General features: G+C 70.3%; 19 protein-coding genes and 2 pseudogenes. 7 read left to right on the forward strand and 14 right to left on the reverse strand.

Features of this window, described 5'->3' with window-relative positions; genetic code table 11:
• Positions 1 to 455: 455 nt before the first annotated feature.
• The 3 genes from ABZ807_RS07660 to ABZ807_RS07670 all read right to left on the reverse strand — a co-directional run bounded on the left by ABZ807_RS07660 (position 456) and on the right by ABZ807_RS07670 (position 2781).
• Positions 456 to 1667 (reverse strand): low temperature requirement protein A, encoded by a 1212-nt coding sequence (locus tag ABZ807_RS07660; RefSeq protein ID WP_357154019.1) that lies wholly within the window; start codon positions 1665 to 1667, stop codon positions 456 to 458.
• 86 nt (positions 1668 to 1753) lie between these two features.
• Positions 1754 to 1906 carry a hypothetical protein gene (locus ABZ807_RS07665; RefSeq protein WP_357154021.1) on the reverse strand — a complete coding sequence of 51 codons (153 nt, stop codon included), beginning with the start codon at positions 1904 to 1906 and terminating at the stop codon, positions 1754 to 1756.
• A gap of 566 nt (positions 1907 to 2472) precedes the next feature.
• The gene (locus tag ABZ807_RS07670) at positions 2473 to 2781 is read right to left on the reverse strand and encodes a hypothetical protein (RefSeq protein ID WP_357154022.1); all 309 of its coding nucleotides are present in this window, start codon (positions 2779 to 2781) and stop codon (positions 2473 to 2475) included.
• A gap of 17 nt (positions 2782 to 2798) precedes the next feature.
• On the opposite strand from ABZ807_RS07670, the pseudogene ABZ807_RS07675 reads away from it, so the two are divergent.
• Positions 2799 to 2930, forward strand: a pseudogene (locus tag ABZ807_RS07675) (IS5/IS1182 family transposase); the annotation flags it as partial.
• A gap of 35 nt (positions 2931 to 2965) precedes the next feature.
• Here the strand turns inward: ABZ807_RS07675 and ABZ807_RS07680 are convergent.
• From ABZ807_RS07680 to ABZ807_RS07705, 6 genes and pseudogenes are all read right to left on the reverse strand, one after another.
• On the reverse strand, positions 2966 to 3916 hold the full coding sequence (locus ABZ807_RS07680) for a hypothetical protein (protein WP_357154024.1): 951 nt from the start codon (positions 3914 to 3916) through the stop codon (positions 2966 to 2968).
• Positions 3917 to 4136: 220 nt separating this feature from the next.
• Complete coding sequence (locus ABZ807_RS07685; protein ID WP_357154026.1) at positions 4137 to 4634, reverse strand: hypothetical protein; 498 nt, start codon at positions 4632 to 4634, stop codon at positions 4137 to 4139.
• Positions 4634 to 4798 carry a hypothetical protein gene (locus ABZ807_RS07690; RefSeq protein ID WP_357154028.1) on the reverse strand — a complete coding sequence of 55 codons (165 nt, stop codon included), beginning with the start codon at positions 4796 to 4798 and terminating at the stop codon, positions 4634 to 4636. The genes ABZ807_RS07685 and ABZ807_RS07690 overlap by 1 nt, the downstream gene beginning before the upstream one ends.
• Before the next feature lie 532 nt (positions 4799 to 5330).
• Positions 5331 to 5528 (reverse strand): hypothetical protein, encoded by a 198-nt coding sequence (locus ABZ807_RS07695; protein WP_357154029.1) that lies wholly within the window; start codon positions 5526 to 5528, stop codon positions 5331 to 5333.
• Positions 5529 to 5670: 142 nt separating this feature from the next.
• A pseudogene (locus tag ABZ807_RS07700) lies at positions 5671 to 6087 on the reverse strand (response regulator transcription factor); the annotation flags it as partial.
• Positions 6075 to 7316 carry a sensor domain-containing protein gene (locus ABZ807_RS07705; protein ID WP_357154030.1) on the reverse strand — a complete coding sequence of 414 codons (1242 nt, stop codon included), beginning with the start codon at positions 7314 to 7316 and terminating at the stop codon, positions 6075 to 6077. The gene ABZ807_RS07705 and the pseudogene ABZ807_RS07700, both read right to left, overlap by 13 nt.
• A gap of 403 nt (positions 7317 to 7719) precedes the next feature.
• Here ABZ807_RS07705 and ABZ807_RS07710 point away from each other — a divergent pair, with 403 nt between their 5' ends.
• Positions 7720 to 9027 carry a hypothetical protein gene (locus tag ABZ807_RS07710; RefSeq protein ID WP_357154032.1) on the forward strand — a complete coding sequence of 436 codons (1308 nt, stop codon included), beginning with the start codon at positions 7720 to 7722 and terminating at the stop codon, positions 9025 to 9027.
• Between the two features lie 27 nt (positions 9028 to 9054).
• Entirely contained in the window at positions 9055 to 9621 is a 567-nt protein-coding gene (locus tag ABZ807_RS07715) for an NUDIX hydrolase (RefSeq protein WP_357154033.1), read from the forward strand.
• Between the two features lie 9 nt (positions 9622 to 9630).
• Here the strand turns inward: ABZ807_RS07715 and ABZ807_RS07720 are convergent, their stop codons facing one another.
• Together ABZ807_RS07720 and ABZ807_RS07725 are read right to left on the reverse strand one after the other, a co-directional pair.
• Positions 9631 to 10734 carry a hypothetical protein gene (locus tag ABZ807_RS07720; RefSeq protein WP_357154034.1) on the reverse strand — a complete coding sequence of 368 codons (1104 nt, stop codon included), beginning with the start codon at positions 10732 to 10734 and terminating at the stop codon, positions 9631 to 9633.
• Positions 10735 to 10830: 96 nt separating this feature from the next.
• Positions 10831 to 11172, reverse strand: a complete 342-nt coding sequence (locus tag ABZ807_RS07725) for a helix-turn-helix transcriptional regulator (protein WP_357154036.1) — start codon at positions 11170 to 11172, stop codon at positions 10831 to 10833.
• A gap of 17 nt (positions 11173 to 11189) precedes the next feature.
• Between ABZ807_RS07725 and ABZ807_RS07730 the strand changes: the two genes are divergently transcribed.
• A complete protein-coding gene (locus tag ABZ807_RS07730; protein ID WP_357154038.1) occupies positions 11190 to 12125 on the forward strand; it encodes an LLM class flavin-dependent oxidoreductase in 936 nt (311 codons plus the stop codon).
• Between the two features lie 9 nt (positions 12126 to 12134).
• Here ABZ807_RS07730 and ABZ807_RS07735 read toward each other — a convergent pair whose 3' ends face one another.
• Positions 12135 to 12566 (reverse strand): ASCH domain-containing protein, encoded by a 432-nt coding sequence (locus ABZ807_RS07735; RefSeq protein ID WP_357154041.1) that lies wholly within the window; start codon positions 12564 to 12566, stop codon positions 12135 to 12137.
• 86 nt (positions 12567 to 12652) lie between these two features.
• On the opposite strand from ABZ807_RS07735, the gene ABZ807_RS07740 reads away from it, so the two are divergent.
• Positions 12653 to 13189 carry an alpha/beta hydrolase gene (locus ABZ807_RS07740; RefSeq protein ID WP_357154043.1) on the forward strand — a complete coding sequence of 179 codons (537 nt, stop codon included), beginning with the start codon at positions 12653 to 12655 and terminating at the stop codon, positions 13187 to 13189.
• Here ABZ807_RS07740 and ABZ807_RS07745 read toward each other — a convergent pair.
• Positions 13177 to 14202: a questin oxidase family protein gene (locus tag ABZ807_RS07745; protein WP_357154044.1), complete on the reverse strand. Its 1026-nt coding sequence runs from the start codon at positions 14200 to 14202 to the stop codon at positions 13177 to 13179. The genes ABZ807_RS07740 and ABZ807_RS07745 overlap by 13 nt on opposite strands.
• A gap of 33 nt (positions 14203 to 14235) precedes the next feature.
• A complete protein-coding gene (locus ABZ807_RS07750; RefSeq protein ID WP_357154046.1) occupies positions 14236 to 14787 on the reverse strand; it encodes a phosphoribosyltransferase in 552 nt (183 codons plus the stop codon).
• A 185-nt stretch (positions 14788 to 14972) separates the two neighbouring features.
• Between ABZ807_RS07750 and ABZ807_RS07755 the strand changes: the two genes are divergently transcribed.
• Positions 14973 to 15611 (forward strand): septal ring lytic transglycosylase RlpA family protein, encoded by a 639-nt coding sequence (locus ABZ807_RS07755; RefSeq protein ID WP_357154048.1) that lies wholly within the window; start codon positions 14973 to 14975, stop codon positions 15609 to 15611.
• A gap of 102 nt (positions 15612 to 15713) precedes the next feature.
• Complete coding sequence (locus tag ABZ807_RS07760; protein WP_357154050.1) at positions 15714 to 16841, forward strand: PP2C family protein-serine/threonine phosphatase; 1128 nt, start codon at positions 15714 to 15716, stop codon at positions 16839 to 16841.
• Positions 16842 to 16969 lie beyond the last annotated feature (128 nt).

Below are 16969 nucleotides of genomic sequence, written 5' to 3' on the forward strand. Positions count from 1 at the left end.
CGGCCACGCAACACGCCCGGCGGCTGGCGCGGAGAGCGGGAAGCCCGGGGCCGCCGCAACGGCAGCGCCGAAAGTGGTTTCGGTTCGCGGGCCGGCAGCCGGCCGCGCCGCGCCCGAACGACGCGGCGCAGGGAGGAGCACGCCGGGTCCGCGCGGCGGGCCGCGCCGGTCGCCGGGTCGCGGTCACTGCGCCTCCGGCGGGGGCGCAACGACTCCAGGATGGCCGGGGGCTCCGTCCGCGCGTTGCGGTTCGTGGGTGGTTGCGCAGGGCCATCCCGCCAGCCGACGACCCGGGCGAGCCGAGCAGACCACCGCCCGGCCCGCCAGCGTCCGTACATGCGTCAAGGTCCGCTTGACGTGGCGGACCGGGCGGCGGCCCGCTCCCCAAACGGGCGGGTCGGCGGCAGACGGGATGGCAACAGCGCGCAGTTTGTGGGCGTGCCCGCCGGCCCGGTCTAGGTGCCCTCTTGCCGAAAGCCCCCGGCTAGAGCGGTCTCGCGCAGTTCTTTACGCCGCCCGCCGGCGACGAGGACCTCCGTGATGACCAGGCTGACACAGACAGCCGCCAGCAGGCCGAGCGCTACCACCGCCGAAAGCTGGCCGGCGGCCGGGATGAGCGCCACCAGCAGCGCTGCGGTAATCACTCGCGGCCAGATGACCCGTCTGAGCAGGCGCGTGATCCGCAGTTGGAAGCCGAGGTGGGAGAACAGGAACAGGGCTGCTCCACCATAGAGGGCGTGGAGGCCCAGGCTCTCCAGTTGCACGGCCGAATGGTGCAGCTCATTGTCTTTGATGATTGTCACCACTTTGTGCAGTCCGAGGGCGAGCAGCATGATGCCGGCGATCATCGGCAGGTGCACATAGCTGTAGGCGTCGCGGGCGTAGGCAACCCGGCGCTGGACGGGGTTCTGGATCAGCGTCCGCTCGGCGGCGATCGCGACGACGTCGAAATAGGTCCAGCCCAATGCGGCGGCGATGACGATGGCGAAGACGAGGGCCGCGATGAGCGATCCGGTCATCGGCACGCCGCTGCTGGTCAGGCCAACCGCTATGAGCGACTCGCCAAGGGCGACGAGCACGATGAGGCCATGCCGCTCCGCCCAGTGCCGGGCCGAGATGATCTGCCACCCCCACGACCGCATCACCAGGGCGCGGCCATAGTCGATGATGATAGCAACCATCCAGAGCCCGGTCTGGCTTGCCTTGACCAGCCACGGGTCGTGGAACAGTCGCTGCGGCACGACGGCGGCGGAGAACAGAAGGACGGAGGCGACAAACAGTGGCGCGGCGATCAGCAGGACGATGCGCGGCCTCGTGCCTGGAATGGCGTACCAACGCAACGCCAGATGCACCAGCCGAACGACCACGAAGCACGCGACGAACACCACCGGGCCGGAGATAGCCGCGCCCCGGAAATCGGTGAATGCCTGTCGGACCGCTACCGCCATCACAAGGGTGACCACCGTCACAAACAGCAGTGCGATCCGGATCAGCCCGACCCGAGCTTGGAGGCTGTTGCCCAACCAGGCATAGATGGACCACGTCGACCACAACAGGGCCAGCACAAGCATCCCGTTCAGCACGCCGTGACTGGTGAAGTCGTCGTCCATCAACGCAACGACCTGGATGAACGCGAGGACGAACACCAGATCGAAGAAGAGCTCCACGCTGGTTACGCCGAGCCCCTCGCGTAGCGGTCGAACGCCGCGCGGTGCCCGCGCTGACCTGTCATCGGACGCCCCGTCGTCCTCACTTACCACAGGACAAAGTGTGGCAGCCCGGCCACACCGAAGATGCCCGAATCACTGATCGCGGCCGACGTCGTCGCCGAGATCCGACGCTTGGACCGGCGCATCTGCGCGGCCGGCGACGCGATCGAAGCTGCCGTCGCCTCTTCCGGCAGCACCCAGACTCATACGTGCGATGCGCCCAGAGCTGCCCGCAAGCCAACGATCCCCCGTCCGAGGTAAGAGGGCGTCCAAAGATCATCGGGCACAGATTCGGCACAGTCGATACCGAAAACGTATGCGAAAGATCGAGAGACACCGAGGAGCGTCGAGCCAGGCCAGAGGGCTGACCGGTCCACTTTCGGTGGATCTGCCAACCGGCTGGCGGTTTAGGGGTTCAAGTCCACGCGCCGCCGTGCCCGACCTGTGCCCGATGGAGCGGTCAGCAGGGGTCAACAACGGCCTGTCGCATGACATCGACCGGTCCCTCCCATGCTCGACAGCAGGTGGCACGACCACGCGCCACCGTGATCAATCCGATTCCCAAGCTGACAGTGCGGGTTCGATTCCCGTCACCCGCTCCAACGCACGAAAGCCCTGGTCAGGACGAGAGTCCCAACCAGGGCTTCCGCGTTGTCAGGGGAGATGAAACAGGCCGTGGGCCATTAGCTCGCCTCGACGGCCGGCCCGCCATCCGCGGCGGCCCACCTCGGCTTGCGCTTGCTCGGCTTGCGCCGGGCCGCCTTCACCGCCTTGTCGATCGCATCGGCGATCCCTTGGTCGGCCTCCCGGTTGGCGTGCTGGTAGACAAGGCCGCGCGCGGGCTGTCGTGGCCCATCCGGGCCATGATGTCCCGCAGGCTCGCACCCGGTGCCCGTGCCGCGAGCGTGTTGCCGGTATGCCGCAGGTCGTGGAAGTGCAGGCCGGGCACGCCCACGGCGGCCACCGCCTCGGACCACTTGACCAGCTTGTTGAAGTCGCCGCGCCAGAGGTTCCGGCCGCTCTCGCCGGTGAACACGAACGCCTCGGATGCCTCGCCGACGTAGTTGACCATGTGCTGTTTCTGTCGGCGAGCGAGGCAACGCCCTGCTGAAGATGACGTTCAAGGCGCTGCGCAACGTCAGCCTGGATCTCTGGCAGATCGGGAAGATCGTCGCCGCAGCCCTCGTGCTCCTTCACTTCGACCACGCCCGCACCACATGACAACACTCAGCGATCAACACCCTGCGCAAAACGGCTCAGTAGACGACACGTTCTCGTCCGTTGTAGTACGCGAGCTGGAGCTTCACGGTCGACGTCGATTCGTCGCGCCGCAGTTCGAGGCAGAGTTCGTAGGGGTTGAGCCAGCCAATCCGTCGGCATGGGAAATGGGCGGTAGACGAGTCGTACCATGTGGCCGGCCAGCCCTTGGTTCGTTGCAGATGGTCGCCGAGCCGCCGGGCCAACTCTCCCACGTTCGACCCGTCGGTGGCGGCGACCGTGAACCGGCGCTTGCAGGAGCGGGGACCGAAACCGAAGTTCTCGGGCATGGCGCACCGCGCCTCCTCGTGGACCACGGTCATCGCCGGAGGCAGCGGTAGGATCGCGTCGTGCGGCGGCACCTGCTGGTCGCCGACGACCGGTATTGCCAAGGCAGCAGCCACGCCGATCATCCACACGAACGCGCCGGCCGCCCAACGCATGGTCAACAGGTCCCGCTGCCGCCGCTTCCACGACTCGACCGCGGTCGCGGACGCGACGATGACGCCTGTCCCCACCAAGTACCAGCGCAGTCCGTCATCGATGTTGGGCGGGGTGCCGTAACTGCCGAACGTGACGGTCCACAGCGACCACCCGGCGACACACGCGGCGAGCACGATAGCGACGCGCCAGGCATACGGCCTGGACCGGCCCAATAGGGCCCACGCGACCGGGAACACAAGGACCACAGGGACGATCACGGCGACCTCAGCCGGCTCCAACATCTCGTCGGCGACGGGATCTCCCGGCTGGATGATCGGCCACACCAGCGCCGTGGCGGCGAGCGCACCTACCACGAACAGCAGCCGTGACCACCAACGCCACGGTCCTGACGGTCGAACCACGGCCGCGCGATAACGACTGCCCCACCGGCTGACCCACCCACCCAGATGCGGGAAGCGTTGCCCCGTGAGATACGCGAGCAGCGCCACCGCGAGAAACATCAGCACGTCCAGAACTGTGTTCACGTGCCTTCGACGCCAGCCACTGCCAGACGGTTGCCGGTCCGCGCCAGTTCCTCACGCCACAGATCCAACACTACGTAACGTCACCATGGCCTTGCCCGGAATGGCTCATTGGCGGGCCATTACGCCTGGCCGATCTAGGTCATTCCAGGCCACCCAGAGGGCTGCCGACCTGGCAGCAGCGTCGCGCCGCGGTCTGGCGCACTCACTCAACAAGCCGATCCTCAATGAAACGCATCCGCTTCAGGATTTTCCCTTCCTCACTTTTGTCATAAACATCGTATTCTTTTTCGGGTTGGATATCTGACCAAGTGATCGATGCAATGAGATCGCTTTTATGATGTTCCAGCCGATCCGTATTCATGTAACCCTCATCAGGCTGCCAGTTCCTTGGCAAGTCGTCACTTTCCCTGTAGAAAGACAGATGAAGGAATCCGTTCTCACTTTCGACTGGATTATCCTTGACGTATCCTTCAACTAAATCCTTCAAATCTATCAAGTCCCTTGGTGGATTCAGAACCATATAATGCTTCCTGAGTGTCAACACTTCTTCGCCCTTCTTGCCGACAACTTCTTCGGTATTAGCAATTTCGAAAATCTTTGTTTCCCCACTTGACTCCTCGCTCTCTGCGCATCCAATCAAGGATAATGGAATGAAGAATGCGCCCATAATCAACCCTAAAACCTTCGAACTAACTTTCATCACTCAATCCTCTCTCGAATGGAATATCCAGACTCCACCCTGATTTCGGAATCCATTGCAGCAACCTTGGCGCGCCACGCGCGTACTTCCGCCAAGAGTTCCGATTCGCGGTCGCGGTACAGGCAGCGGCGGATGCCCGGCTCGCCATCGGAGCCGCTGAACACCGTCAGAAGGTAGGCGTTCGCGGCAGCAACGGGGGTCGCCTCACCCCGGTCCGCGTCGACCGGCTTGACGGCGGCCCACCCAACAGGGACCACGAGGCAGCCCGCGAGAACGGCGACGACAGCCGCTGCGGCGCGGAGTCGCCATTAACGCGAGGCGAGGGGCGGCGCGATCATGAGCGGAGACTACCTACCGGATCATGGTCGCCGCAGGAAAGCGCGCCAGCCGTGCGGGAAGCCCTCTCTGCCGAATGCATGCCGAAGTTGACCGCTCTCCCCTGCCTGGCTGGCGTTCGCCCAGCTCAACGACAGGATGCGGCCGGGAGAGGTGCGTCCCTCCGGAGGCGGCGGTGTAGGGGGCGGCGCCTAGGGAGGTGCCCCCCTGCCTTTGGGGCTGGCGGGCCATTAGCGGGCCATTACGCCTGGCCGGTCTAGGTCACTCCAGGCCACCCGAAGGGTTGCCGAATTGGCAGCAGCGCCAGTTGTCAGCGGATCTTGTACGGTTCCCAAGCTGACAGTGCGGGTTCGATTCCCGTCACCCGCTCCACGATCGAGGCCCTGGCCAGGACGCGAGTCCCAGCCAGGGCCTTCGACGCTTCTCCGGCCACGAGCGCCCGGCGGGCCATCCACGGGCCACTAGGCACGCCTTCTTGCCCTTGGCCTTCGGCTTGTCCGAGGTGCCGGCCGCCGCCTTCTTGGCCTTCTTGCGCTCCGCCTTCACTTCGTCGCTCATCGCCTGGGCGATGGCCTGATCCGCCTCTGGGGTGGCGTGTTGGTAGATTATGGCCGCTTGCGGCGAGTCAGGGCCCGTCTCAGCACATGTCTGACGGATGACCTAGGTCTTTGGCCGAGACATCACCGCCGGCGATTGTGCCCAGCAGTTGCGCGACGACCTCTGGGTCCATCACCGTGCCGCCGGTGGCGACCTGGCGGATCGCGTCGATGAACTGCCTTACGTCACCGACCCGGTCCTTGAGGAGGTATCCGACCGCCCCGGAGCGGTCGGAGAGCAGTTCACGGGCGTACAGCCGTTCGACGTACTGGGAGAGGATCAGGACGGGCAGGCCGGGCACCTCGCGGCGGGCGGCGATGGCGGCGCGCAGTCCTTCGTCGGTGAAGGTGGGTGGTAGGCGCACGTCGAGCACGGCGACGTCGGGCCGGGTTGAGACGAGCGCGTCGGCGAGTTGCACGGCGTCGTCGACGACGGCCACGACCTCGAAGCCGTACGCGGTCAGCATCCGGGTCAACCCGTCGCGCAGCAGTAGTTGATCCTCGGCGATCAGGACGCGCACGACAGCTCCATGTCCAGCACGGTAGGCCCGCCCGGCGGGCTGGCGATGCGGAGGGTTCCGTCGAAGGCGGACAGCCGACGTTGGATGCCCCGCAGTCCGCTGCCGCGGGACGGATCGGCTCCGCCGTGTCCGTCGTCGCGCACGCTGATGCACAGTGCCGGACCACTGTCGGCGATGGCGATCTGGACACCACCGGCGCCGCTGTGCCGGATCGCGTTGGCCAACGACTCGGCTATGACGAAATATGCCGCGGACTCCACCGGCGCGCTCAGGCGCCGGTCAAGCCGAAGATCCAGCTCGACCGGGAGGTTGCTGGTCAGCGTCAGAGCTCGCACCGCCCCCGCCAGCCCCCGGTCGGCCAGCACCGGCGGATGAATGCCGCGCACCAGGTCGCGCAGTTCCGTCAGGGCCGCGCTCGCGCTGGCCTTCGCCTCGGCCAACAGCGCCTTGGCACCGGCCGGATTTGCGTCGATGACGTCCTCGGCCATGCCGAGATTCATGGTCACGGCGATGAGGCGTACCTGCGCCCCGTCATGCAGATCCCGTTCGACCCGGCGGAGTTCGGCGGCGGAGGCATCAACGGCGGCGGCCCTGGTGGTGGTCAGCTGGTCCACCCGCGCGGACAACCTGGCGGCGGACGTGGGCCCGAGCAGTACGGCCGCGAGCCGTGCCTGACCAGCGATGAGATGCCGCGGCGTGCGATAGGCCAGCACAGCCAGCCCGGCGCCGACCGGCACCAGCGCCCACGCGAGCGGACCGGACCTGCCGGTGATCTCCAGCACTGCGGGGTCGAAGACGGTCTGGGAAGGCAGCAGAGCCCGAAGCAACGGCGCGGACAGGAACTCCGCGGCCGCCAACCACAGTCCCAGTCCCAGCGTCACACTGATCACGCTCAGCACGAACTGGCACACCAGCCAGGTCAGGTCGCGCCAGGTGGCCAGGTCGCCGATCAAGGTGCGGGCTCGGGCCGGTACGCCCGCGGGCAACGGCAGGTAAGGGGAGGTGACCGGCTCGCCCAGCACCGCCGCGACCCGGTGGCGCTGCAGATCGGCCAGGCGGCGAGTCAGCCATACGGCGGTGACGAAGAGCAGGACGCCCAGACCCGCCGCAAGACTCGCCGGCACCGAGACCGCCATCAGGAACAGTAGGACCGGTGCGGGCAACCCGATGGCCGCACCGGCCAGCAGTTGCCCGAGCTCCCGTGCCCCGTGCGCGATCCTCCGTCGCATGGTCACGATCCTTCCAGCCGTGCCGTGCACGGCAGATCAAGCGTCCCCGAACAAGATCAACCCTAGGTTTCGTGCCGCTGGGCGTCGACGAGCCAGGGACCCCGATCCGTCCAGGTGCCTGCACCCCTACGACATGAGGTGCGACGGCACTGGGCCGTGTCCCGCGAGTAGGCGAACCTGATCTTCGTGGATGGCGCCCCGCCGGGTGCGCCAGACGATCTGAAGGGACGGACCCATGCAGCATGCGGTGGCCCAGATCAGGGCAACGCGTCGAACCGGCGAATCCGGTGCCAGCAGACCGGGCGGTTTCCGGTGGTTGCCGCGGATCGTGGCAGCACTGGCAGCCCTCGCTGCTGCCGTGCTTGTCCTTCCGACCGCTCCCGCACACGCTGCCCCGGACGGCGTGACCAGCACGGAGGTGTCCTTCTCCGGCAACGGCGGCGTGGTCCTGCACGGCACGGTCCTGGCACCGGCGCCGACGACACAGCGCCGGCCAGCGATGGTGCTGATTGAGGGAGCGGGCAATCGAGGCCGGCAGGCACTGTACGCGGACGCCGAGGCATTCGCACGGCGCGGCGTCGTGACACTCATCTACGACAAGCGGACCGTAGGCTACTCACTGCTACATCGTGACTACTCGGTGCTGGCCGACGACGCGCTCGCCGGCCTGCAACTGCTCCGGTCCCGCGCTGATGTCGACCCGGCCCGGCTTGGTCTGTGGGCACTGTCGGAGGGTGCCTATGTCGCGCCGCTCGCCGCGCACCGCTCCACCGATGTGAAATTCCTGATCACTGTCGGCGCGGTCGGTATCACCCCCGGCGCCCAGACGGCATGGGGATACGGCGAGTTCCTCCGGCACGCCGGCGTGTCCGGGTCGTTCCTGCACACGATGCAGGTCAACGCGGTGCGGATGACGATCGGCGCGGGCCTGTTCCCGGCGGCCAACTTCGACCCGACACCGGCCTGGCCGGCGGTGCATCAGCCAGTACTCGCGCAATGGGGCGAACTTGACCGCGAAGCCCTCCCACGGGAGAGCAGCCAGATCATCCGGCAGGCACTGGACAACGGCGGCAACAACCACTACACGATCCGGTTCGTCCCCGGCGTACGGCACAACCTGCACCTGACGGCCAACGGCGGCTTCGACCGGCTCGACAGCCTCCCGCCCACGTACGGCGATTACGAGACCTCCTGGATCGAGAACCTGCCCCACGCCCTGCCCAGCCCGAACGCCGAGGCTCCGGCTCAGGACGTACCCGCCCCCACGCTCACACCGCTCGCCTGGTACGAGTCCCCCTGGATCCAACTCGTCATCCTGATCGTGTTCCTGGTGGCCTTCACCGGCTACCCGCTGACCGCCGCCGTACGGCGCATCCGCGGCCGACGTGGCGCCCCGCCGGTGCGGCGTTCGGCGCGCTGGCTGGCCGCCATCGGCCTGGCGACCACGATGGGTGCGCTCATGTACCTCTTTTTCGTGATGGCCACCGCCGCAAACGTCGTCGGACCCGTGGTGATCGGCCGCCCTGCACCCTGGCTCGGCCTGCAGGCCCTCGCCGTCGGCACCGTCGTGGCCACCGTCGCCACCGCACTGTCGTGGCGACGTCACCGTCACGACCTCAGCCGCGGTGACCAGGTCCGACTCAGCCTGCTCGTTGTCGCCGGCCTGCTGTTCGTACCCTGGGCGACCTACTGGGGGCTGCTCATCCCGTAACCACCGGTGACTGGCAGGATGCGCGGAATGCGGGTGCTGGACGAGATCCGGACGCTGGTCGAGTCGATCGCGCCGCTGGACGACCTGGAGGCGACGCACCGCGTGGAGTGCCTCGACTGGCTCGCCGCGACCGACGACGTCTTTCGCCGGGCCAAGCCCCGCACCCCGTCGCCGCACCTGGTCGCGTACTTCCTGCTGCGCGACATCACCGACGGCGGCGTCCTCCTGGTCGACCACCGCAACGCCGGGCGGTGGCTGCCCACCGGCGGTCACGTCGAGCCCGGGGAACACCCGGTGCAGACCGTACGCCGGGAGGTGGTCGAGGAGTTGGGCGTGCCGGCGGTCTTCCCGGCGGACCAGGGGGAACGCCCGCTCTTCCTCACCGTCACGCCGACGGTCGGCCCACCCGACGAGCGGCACGTCGACGTGAGCCTCTGGTACGTGCTGGAGGGCCGTCGGGAGCAGCCGCTCACGCCCGACCCGGGGGAGTTCCGGGCCGTCCGGTGGTGGACGCCAGCCGAGGTGGCGGCGGCGGACCCCCGCACCCTCGACCCGCACCTGCCCCGGATGATGACCAAGCTCGCCCCGAGCTGACCGGAGGGGTCAGCCGCTCGCGAGCGTCGACACCCGGTCGGCGTCCCGCCGGGGCAGCGTGGCCAGGGCGATCCCGAGCAGCGCGCTCACCGATCCGACCAGGAAGAACAGCGAGAGGGTCGGCTGGCCGAGCCACTCCCAGAGCGGATGCCACTGGGCGTGCGGTTCGCCCCGGTGGTGGCTCGCCAGCGCCGGCACGGACACCAGGACCGGCAGCCACCACAGGAGGAGCGTCACGCCGAGGAGGACCTTCACCACCGTCCGGGCGGGGTGCGGTGCCTCGGTGCGCCGGCTCGCCCAGCCGAAGAGCAGCCAGCCGGCCAGCGCGCCGAGCAGCCCGCCACCGACGGCGGCCGGTAGGACCAGTGGCGGCGTGGTGCGGCGCAGGGCGATCGACGCGTACGGCGACTCGGGCTCGGGGTTCGAGTTGACCGTGACGGCGAGGAGGGTGTCGCCCTGCCTGGCGTTGACCGTGGTGTAGGTGATCAGCATGGAGGAGGCGCAGAGCTTGTCGACGCAGCCGTTGGCGCTCTCCACCGTCACCCCGTCCAGGTGCCAGCCCGTTTCCCGGAGCCGGCGCTGGGCCACCGCCACCGTCTGATCGGACGGGACGGGTGGCGGACCGGCAGCCCACGCGTCGGTGGCGGTCTGCTGGTACTCCCCGCCGTCGCCGAGGAGCAGGTTGTCCAGGTCGTCCAGGCCCAGCGGCTGGGTGTAGTACCCGAAGAACGACGACGGGATGTCGACATGGTCGGGTCCATGGTCGGGCAGCACGGTCCGGAAGATCTCGCCGGTCTCGGCGGGGCCCGGCAGCGGTCGGGCGGTCTCCCAGGCGACCCGGGCCGATAGTGCCGCGCTGAAGAGCCCGCAGACGACCGCGGCCAGCGCCGCCCAGGCGACGACGGTGCTGCTGGCCGGTCGGCCGAGCCGGCAGCGCATCCCGTTGCGGATCAGGTCGACGGCCTCCCGGAGCCGTGGCCTGCTCTGTCCGGGCGGCGCGGTGTCGAGCAGCAGGGCCAGCAGCTCGTCGCCGCGCTCCCGGCGGTAGGCGCGTGGGTAGCAGCGCAGCAGGCGGCGGTAGCGGCGTGCGAGCGGGTCGTCGGTCGGTGCCATGGCCTTCCTTCCGGGGCTCGGTTTCGGGTCAGGCGGTGCGAGGTGTGCCTCCGCCGCCCGGCCGGAACTGGCCGGGCGGGTGGGCGGGTGGGCAGGTCAGGCGGTGCCGGGGCGGAACGCGCGCAGCCGGGCCTCGGCGGCGGTGGCGAGCTGGCGCAGCCGGGTGGCCTCGACCCCGAGGGCGGCGTGCCCGTCAGAGGTGAGGCGGAAGTAGCGGCGTCGCCGGCCGTCCACGGTCTCCTCCCGGTCGGGCTCCACCAGGCCCTCGGCGGTGAGTCGGTCCAGCGCGGTGTAGAGGGTGCCGGGGAGCAGGGTCACCCGCTGCTCGGAGAGGACGGCGACGTCCTGGACGATGCCGTAGCCGTGCCGGGGACCGCCGGCGAGCGCGGTGAGGATCAGGAACGTCGGTTCACGCATCGCCGCCATGAGAGGGATCATATACAGATGATCGATGTATGACCAGACCGCGCCGGGTGGCTCGGGCCGCGTCGGGCCGTACCCTGGCGATCATGCGGATTGGCATCGTGATCCTTCCCGACCAGCGCTGGTCGGAGTCGCAGCGCCGCTGGCGCCAGGCGGACGAGTGGGGCTTCGACCACGCCTGGACGTACGACCACCTGGGCTGGCGCGACCTCGTCGACGGCCCCTGGTTCGACTCCATGGCCACCCTGACCGCCGCCGCCACGGTGACCTCCCGGATCCGGCTCGGCACGCTGGTCGCCTCGCCGAACTTCCGGCACCCGGCGGCCTTCGCCCGGCAGGTGACCACCCTCGACGACGTCTCGGCCGGCCGGGTGCTGCTCGGCCTCGGGGCAGGCGGCATCGGTTTCGACTCCGCGGTGCTGGGCGGCGAGACCCTGCCACCCCGGCAGCGGGTGGACCGCTTCGCCGAGTTCACCGAACTGCTCGACCTGGTGCTGCGGGAGGACGGCGCCACCTGGCGGGGCGACTGGTTCGCCGCGGTGGACGCCCGGAACAACCCGGGCTGCGTGCAGCAGCCCCGGGTGCCGTTCGTGGTGGCCGCGAACGGTCCCCGGTCGATGCGGCTGGTGGCCCGCTTCGGTCAGGGCTGGGTCACCACCGGCACCGGTGGCGATGACCTGACGAGCTGGTGGGACGGGGTGGGGCAGCTCTGCGCCCGGCTCGACCAGACGCTGGCCGCCACCGGCCGGGACCCGGCCACCCTGGACCGCTACCTGTCGCTGGACTCGGCGCCGATCTTCTCGCTGAGCAGCGCCGACTTCTTCGCCGAGCAGGTGGCCCGGGCGGCGGCGCTCGGCTTCACCGACGTGGTCACGCACTGGCCCCGGGCCAACAGCTGGTACGCCGGCGACGAGGCGGTCCTGGTGGACGTCGCCACCCGCCTGCTGCCCGAGCTGCGCGGGGCCTGACCGGGCCCGTCACACCCCCAGGTCGCCGGTGGCGACGCCGCCGTCGCCTGCGGAGACCAGCCGGAACCGCATGCAGGCGATCTCGGTGTCGTCGGTGACCGGGGTGCCGACGCGCGCCCAGTAGGCGGCGTGCCCCTCCCGCCACTCCTCGATCGAGCGGTCGCCCTCCCCCTCGGCGCGGGCGAACTCCCACGGGACGTGGGCGAAGCGGACCAGCTCGACGCCGGTGACCTCGACGATCCCGGCGAGCGCGTCGGCGTCGTCCACCAGGACCAGCCGTTCGCCGACGTGCTCCAGCTCCTCACCCTCCTCGGCGTACTCGGTGAGCAGGGTGGCGGTCGCCGTCTTCACCCCGGCCAGCACCAGCGTGTTGAGGTTGGTCCGCACCCGTCCTGGCGTGCCGAGGGCGAGCGTGCGCAGTCCACCGATCCGAGGCCACATCCTGCCGAGGATACCCAGCGCCGATTTCCCGTCGTGGGGAATCGGCGCCGGCCGCTACGGTGAGGGCTGGCGAGAGGAGATCGACCATGGCGGACCGGCGCGCGGTGCTCATCCCCGGCCGGGGCTACGACACGCGATACCCGCTCTTCGCGTACGTGGGTGAGGCGTTGGACCGGGCCGGTTTCGACGTGCACCGGATCATCTGGCAGGCGCCGGAGCGCTTCGCCCCCGACCGGGACGGCCCGGCCGCCGCCGTCCAGTGGGTGGTCGGGCAGGTGGAGCCGGCGCTGGCAGAGCGGTCCGACCTGCTGGTCGGCAAGTCGCTCGGTTCGCTGGCCGCCCCGCTCGCCGCCGACCGGGGGCTCCCCGCGGTCTGGCTGACCCCGCTGCTGCACCGGCCCGAGGTGGTCGACGCGCTGGGTCGGGCCACCGCGCCGTTCCTGTTGGTCGGCGGCACCGCCGACCCCTCCTGGGACGGCGACGTGGCGCGCCGGCTCACCCCGCACGTGCTGGAGGTCCCGGACGCCCACCACGGGATGCTGGTGCCCGGTCCGCTGGCCCGCTCGGCCGAGGTGCTCGGCCGGGTCTGCACCGCGGTGGAGGAGTTCGTTCAGATCAGCTGACCGGCGTAGCCGGCGGCGGCGAGAACCCGCTCGTCGCCGGTCGCGGCGTGCGCGTCGAGGACGGCGTCGGCCAGCTTGACCACGTGCGCGTCGCCGTGCCGGGCGGCCCGGGCGAAGACCTCCGCCGGGGTGCCGGGGGTGACCACCGGCATCGGCGTGCCGTGCGGTGGGGCGTACACCGCGGTCACCGCCGCCGTGGCCGACCAGGCCGCGGTGAGGCTCGGCGCCCAGAGCGCCGGGTCGAGCGCCGGCAGGGTGCGCAGCACCGCGGTGGGTGCGGTCACCGCGTGCACCAGCATCACCGCGTTCGCGTGCCCGTACCGCAGGTAGTCCAGCGTGGCCTGGTGGACCAGTGCGATCAGCCCCCGTTCCGCGTCGGCGGGCGTCCGCGCCGGGCGCGGCGCCGCCACCGCCTGCGCCCATTCGGGTACGTCCTTCAGCCGCGCCAGCCGTTCCCGGATGCCGCCGGTGCGATCCGCGATCCGGGGCAGCCCGGCCAGCGCGGTGGCGACGTCCGGGCCGTCGGGGCGGGACGGCGCGTCCGCGCCCGGCACGGGCTGCCAGCGGGCCGCCCAGTAGCCGAGAGCCTGGCCCAGCTCGGTCACCCGGTCCGGGCTGGATCCGTCCTCCCGCAGCGCCCGGACGGCGTGACCGACCCGGATGACGCCGTGGGTCGCGCCGGCCGCGATGCCGGGCAGCAGCCGTGGCCACCAGGTGCCCAGCACCTCGCGCCAGGGGTGTTCGCGCAGTTCCCGGTCGAAGTGGGCGAGCCAGTCACCGGCGCGTTTCGGGTCGCCGAGTGCCTCCCGCCAGTCCTCGATCCGCCGCTGGCCGCGCGGCAGTTCGTCGAGCCCGCGCAGGTAGTCGTCCAGCCACCGGTGCACGCTCCGGTCGTGGCCGTGCCGGACCAGGGCCTCGACCGCCATCGGTCCGTGGTTGGAGAGCCAGCCCTCGAACTCGGGGCCGGTGCGGTGCAGCCGTCGGTACGCCTCGTCCAGGATGCCGTTGTCCATCCGCCGATCGTCGGACTTGAAGCGAGCTTCAGGTCAAGCGGGCAGCCGGGCGGCGTCGAGCAGCCCGTGCAGGTGGAGTTCCCGGGTCACCTCGGGCGGGCAGTCCCGTACCACGGCGGCGGCCCCGAGCCAGGTCGCGCCCCGGGTGGCGCAGATCTCCCGGATCGCCCGCAGTTGCGCCCCGGTGGCGACCCAGTCGTCCACCACCAGCACCCGGTCGTCCGGTCCGAGCCGCCGGTCCACCACGGCCAGGTCGACCTGGCGGCCGCGGAAGTCGGGCTCGCTCCGGGCCCAGGTCAGCGGCCCGGCCGGCAGCCGCCCGTCCCCCGGCTTGTGCGCCGGCACGAACCCCACCCCGAGGGCGGTGGCGGCGAGCGGGCCGAGCATCAGCCCGGTGGCGGCCGGGGCCACCACCACGGTCGGCCGGGCGTCCCGGAACGGCGCGACCAGGGCCGGCCCGAGCGCGGCCAGCACCTGTGGGTCGCGCCACCAGCCGGAGGTGTCGCTGACCAGATGGCTGCTGCCCGGACCCGGGTCGACCCAGCGGAACAGTTCGGTCAACCGCCGGCGCAGCTCATCGGCCATCCGCCCATCCTCGCCCACCCGCTGCCACCGGAGGATGCTGGCCCGTCCAGCCCCCGTGGCCTCGGATGATCGGCTACACGTATCACTGCAATTCCGGCCATACCACCATGATCACGTTGACTTCGGAAGTGCTTCTCTCGTTACGGTCCGACCTGGTTTGTTCAGCTGACGAAAGGACCGGTCAGGTGGCTGGTAGGCACTCCCGTACCCGCATGTTCTCCTCGCCGGCCGGCATCGCCGCCACCGCGGCCGTGGGCGTCGTGCTCGCCGTCGGTGGCACCGTCGGCGCCGTGCAGCTCACCTCGGGTGAGGCGGCGACCCCCGTCGTCGCCGACACCGTGCCCGGCGCGGTCAGCCCCAGCGCGACCACCTCGCCGAGCCCGAGCGCCAGCGCGCCCCCGACGGCCAGCCCGTCGCCGACCGTCACGGCCAGCCCGAAGGCGACCCGGTCCGCCCAGGCGGCCTCCCGGGCCAAGACCCGCACCGCTGCCCCGAAGCCGAGCGCAACGACCAGCAAGGCCGCCCCGAAGAGCGCCGTGGTGGACAGCGGCTCCTGCGGCGCGTCCTTCTATGACGAGGGCCAGCTGACCGCCAACGGCGAGACCTTCAACCCGGACGAGCTGACCGCCGCGCACAAGACCCTGCCGTTCAACACCCGGGTCCGGGTCACCAACCCGGACAACGGCAAGTCGGTGACCGTCCGCATCAACGACCGTGGCCCGTTCATCGCGGGGCGCTGCCTCGACCTGTCCCGCGCCGCGTTCGCGACCATCGCCTCGGTGAGCCTGGGTGAGCTGACGGTGAGGTACGAGGTCCTCGGCTGACGGGGCTCGGCTGACGGCGATCGGCCCGTCGTGACCGCCCGGCCGGCCGGAACACCCTCAATCGAGGGGTCAGGTTCATTCACCGGTTCACCTCCATCAGGCATGCTGTCCCTCGTACGAACGCATGCCTTCCAGTCGGGCCGCGGCCCGCTGAGTCCCGGATCCCGCGCCGGCGTCGGCGCGGCCCTCGGCCTGCTCGCGATCATCTCGGCGGTGGAGTTGGCCGACGGCCGGGAGGCGCACTACGTCGCGCTGATGATGGCCGCCCCCCTTCTTGCCGCGGCGTTCGCCTCCTGGCAGGTGGTGCTCGGGATCGGGCTGGTCGCCGTGGTGCTCGGGGCCAGCTTCGCGCTGGCCGAGCCCACCGCGTCGCTGGTCACCGCGGTCAACCTCGCCGGGATCGCCTTCGCCAGCGGGGTCGCGGCGGCGGTGGCCGCGCTGCGGCAGCGCCAGGCCGAGCAGATCGCCGAGCTGTCCAAACTGGCGTCGGTCGCCCAGCAGGCGGTGCTGCGGCCGCTCGGCCCGCAGGTGGGCACCCTCGCAGTGGCCGCCCGATACATTTCCTCGACGGCCACCGCCGAGATCGGCGGCGACCTCTACGAGGCGATCGACACCCCGTACGGCGTGCGGATGATCATCGGGGACGTCCGGGGCAAGGGGCTGGACGCGGTCCGGCTGGCGAGCATCGTGCTGGGGTCGTACCGGCACGTCGCGTACGAGCGGGCCGATCTGCGCGCCGTGGTGGCCGACCTGGACCGGGCGGTGGCCCGCAACGTGGGTGACGAGGACTTCGTCACGGCGGCGGTGGTGGAGGAGCGCGGCGGCACGCTGACCATCGTCAACTGCGGCCACCCGGCGCCGCTGCTGCTGCGCCGGGGCGCGGTGATCCCGCTGGAGCCGCCCGCGCCCGCCCCGCCGCTGGGCTTCATGCCGGTGGTCCGGCCCCGGGTGGAACGGCTGGAGCCCGGCGACCGGCTGCTGCTCTTCACCGACGGGCTGGGTGAGGCGCGCCGGGACGGGGAGTTCTTCCCGACCGCGGACCGGGCCTGGCGGCTGCTCGGGCACGGCACGGTCGGCGACGGGCTCGCCTCGCTGGAGACCGCGCTGGTGGAGTGGGTGCACAGTCGGCTGGACGACGACATCGCCCTGGTCCTGATGGAGTACACGGGCCCGAGCAGCGGCGCGACCGTGCCCGTGCCGAGCTGGGAGGTCGGTGCGGCCGAGGCCTGATCAGCCCGCCCGGCGCGCCCTCCCGCGGCCCGAACGAGAGCTGAACCACAGGTGTGTAATCGCCGTCACTTCCGAGATCGGCTTGTCGCTGGCTACTGGTGAGTAATACAGTCGTGGTTACTGATCGG

Source organism: Micromonospora sp. NPDC047548, from assembly GCF_040642975.1.
Taxonomy (GTDB): Bacteria; Actinomycetota; Actinomycetes; order Mycobacteriales; family Micromonosporaceae; genus Micromonospora.

Coding starts and splice junctions, on each gene's coding strand:
- ABZ807_RS07745 (WP_357154044.1), bottom strand. CDS start 14,202: ATGGACAACGGCATCCTGGACGAGGCGTACCGACGGCTGCACCGCACC.
- ABZ807_RS07715 (WP_357154033.1), top strand. CDS start 9,055: ATGCGGGTGCTGGACGAGATCCGGACGCTGGTCGAGTCGATCGCGCCG.
- ABZ807_RS07750 (WP_357154046.1), bottom strand. CDS start 14,787: ATGGCCGATGAGCTGCGCCGGCGGTTGACCGAACTGTTCCGCTGGGTC.
- ABZ807_RS07760 (WP_357154050.1), top strand. CDS start 15,714: ATGCTGTCCCTCGTACGAACGCATGCCTTCCAGTCGGGCCGCGGCCCG.
- ABZ807_RS07725 (WP_357154036.1), bottom strand. CDS start 11,172: ATGATCCCTCTCATGGCGGCGATGCGTGAACCGACGTTCCTGATCCTC.
- ABZ807_RS07735 (WP_357154041.1), bottom strand. CDS start 12,566: ATGTGGCCTCGGATCGGTGGACTGCGCACGCTCGCCCTCGGCACGCCA.
- ABZ807_RS07685 (WP_357154026.1), bottom strand. CDS start 4,634: ATGAAAGTTAGTTCGAAGGTTTTAGGGTTGATTATGGGCGCATTCTTC.
- ABZ807_RS07695 (WP_357154029.1), bottom strand. CDS start 5,528: ATGAGCGACGAAGTGAAGGCGGAGCGCAAGAAGGCCAAGAAGGCGGCG.
- ABZ807_RS07720 (WP_357154034.1), bottom strand. CDS start 10,734: ATGGCACCGACCGACGACCCGCTCGCACGCCGCTACCGCCGCCTGCTG.
- ABZ807_RS07670 (WP_357154022.1), bottom strand. CDS start 2,781: ATGGTCAACTACGTCGGCGAGGCATCCGAGGCGTTCGTGTTCACCGGC.
- ABZ807_RS07705 (WP_357154030.1), bottom strand. CDS start 7,316: ATGCGACGGAGGATCGCGCACGGGGCACGGGAGCTCGGGCAACTGCTG.
- ABZ807_RS07740 (WP_357154043.1), top strand. CDS start 12,653: ATGGCGGACCGGCGCGCGGTGCTCATCCCCGGCCGGGGCTACGACACG.
- ABZ807_RS07730 (WP_357154038.1), top strand. CDS start 11,190: ATGACCAGACCGCGCCGGGTGGCTCGGGCCGCGTCGGGCCGTACCCTG.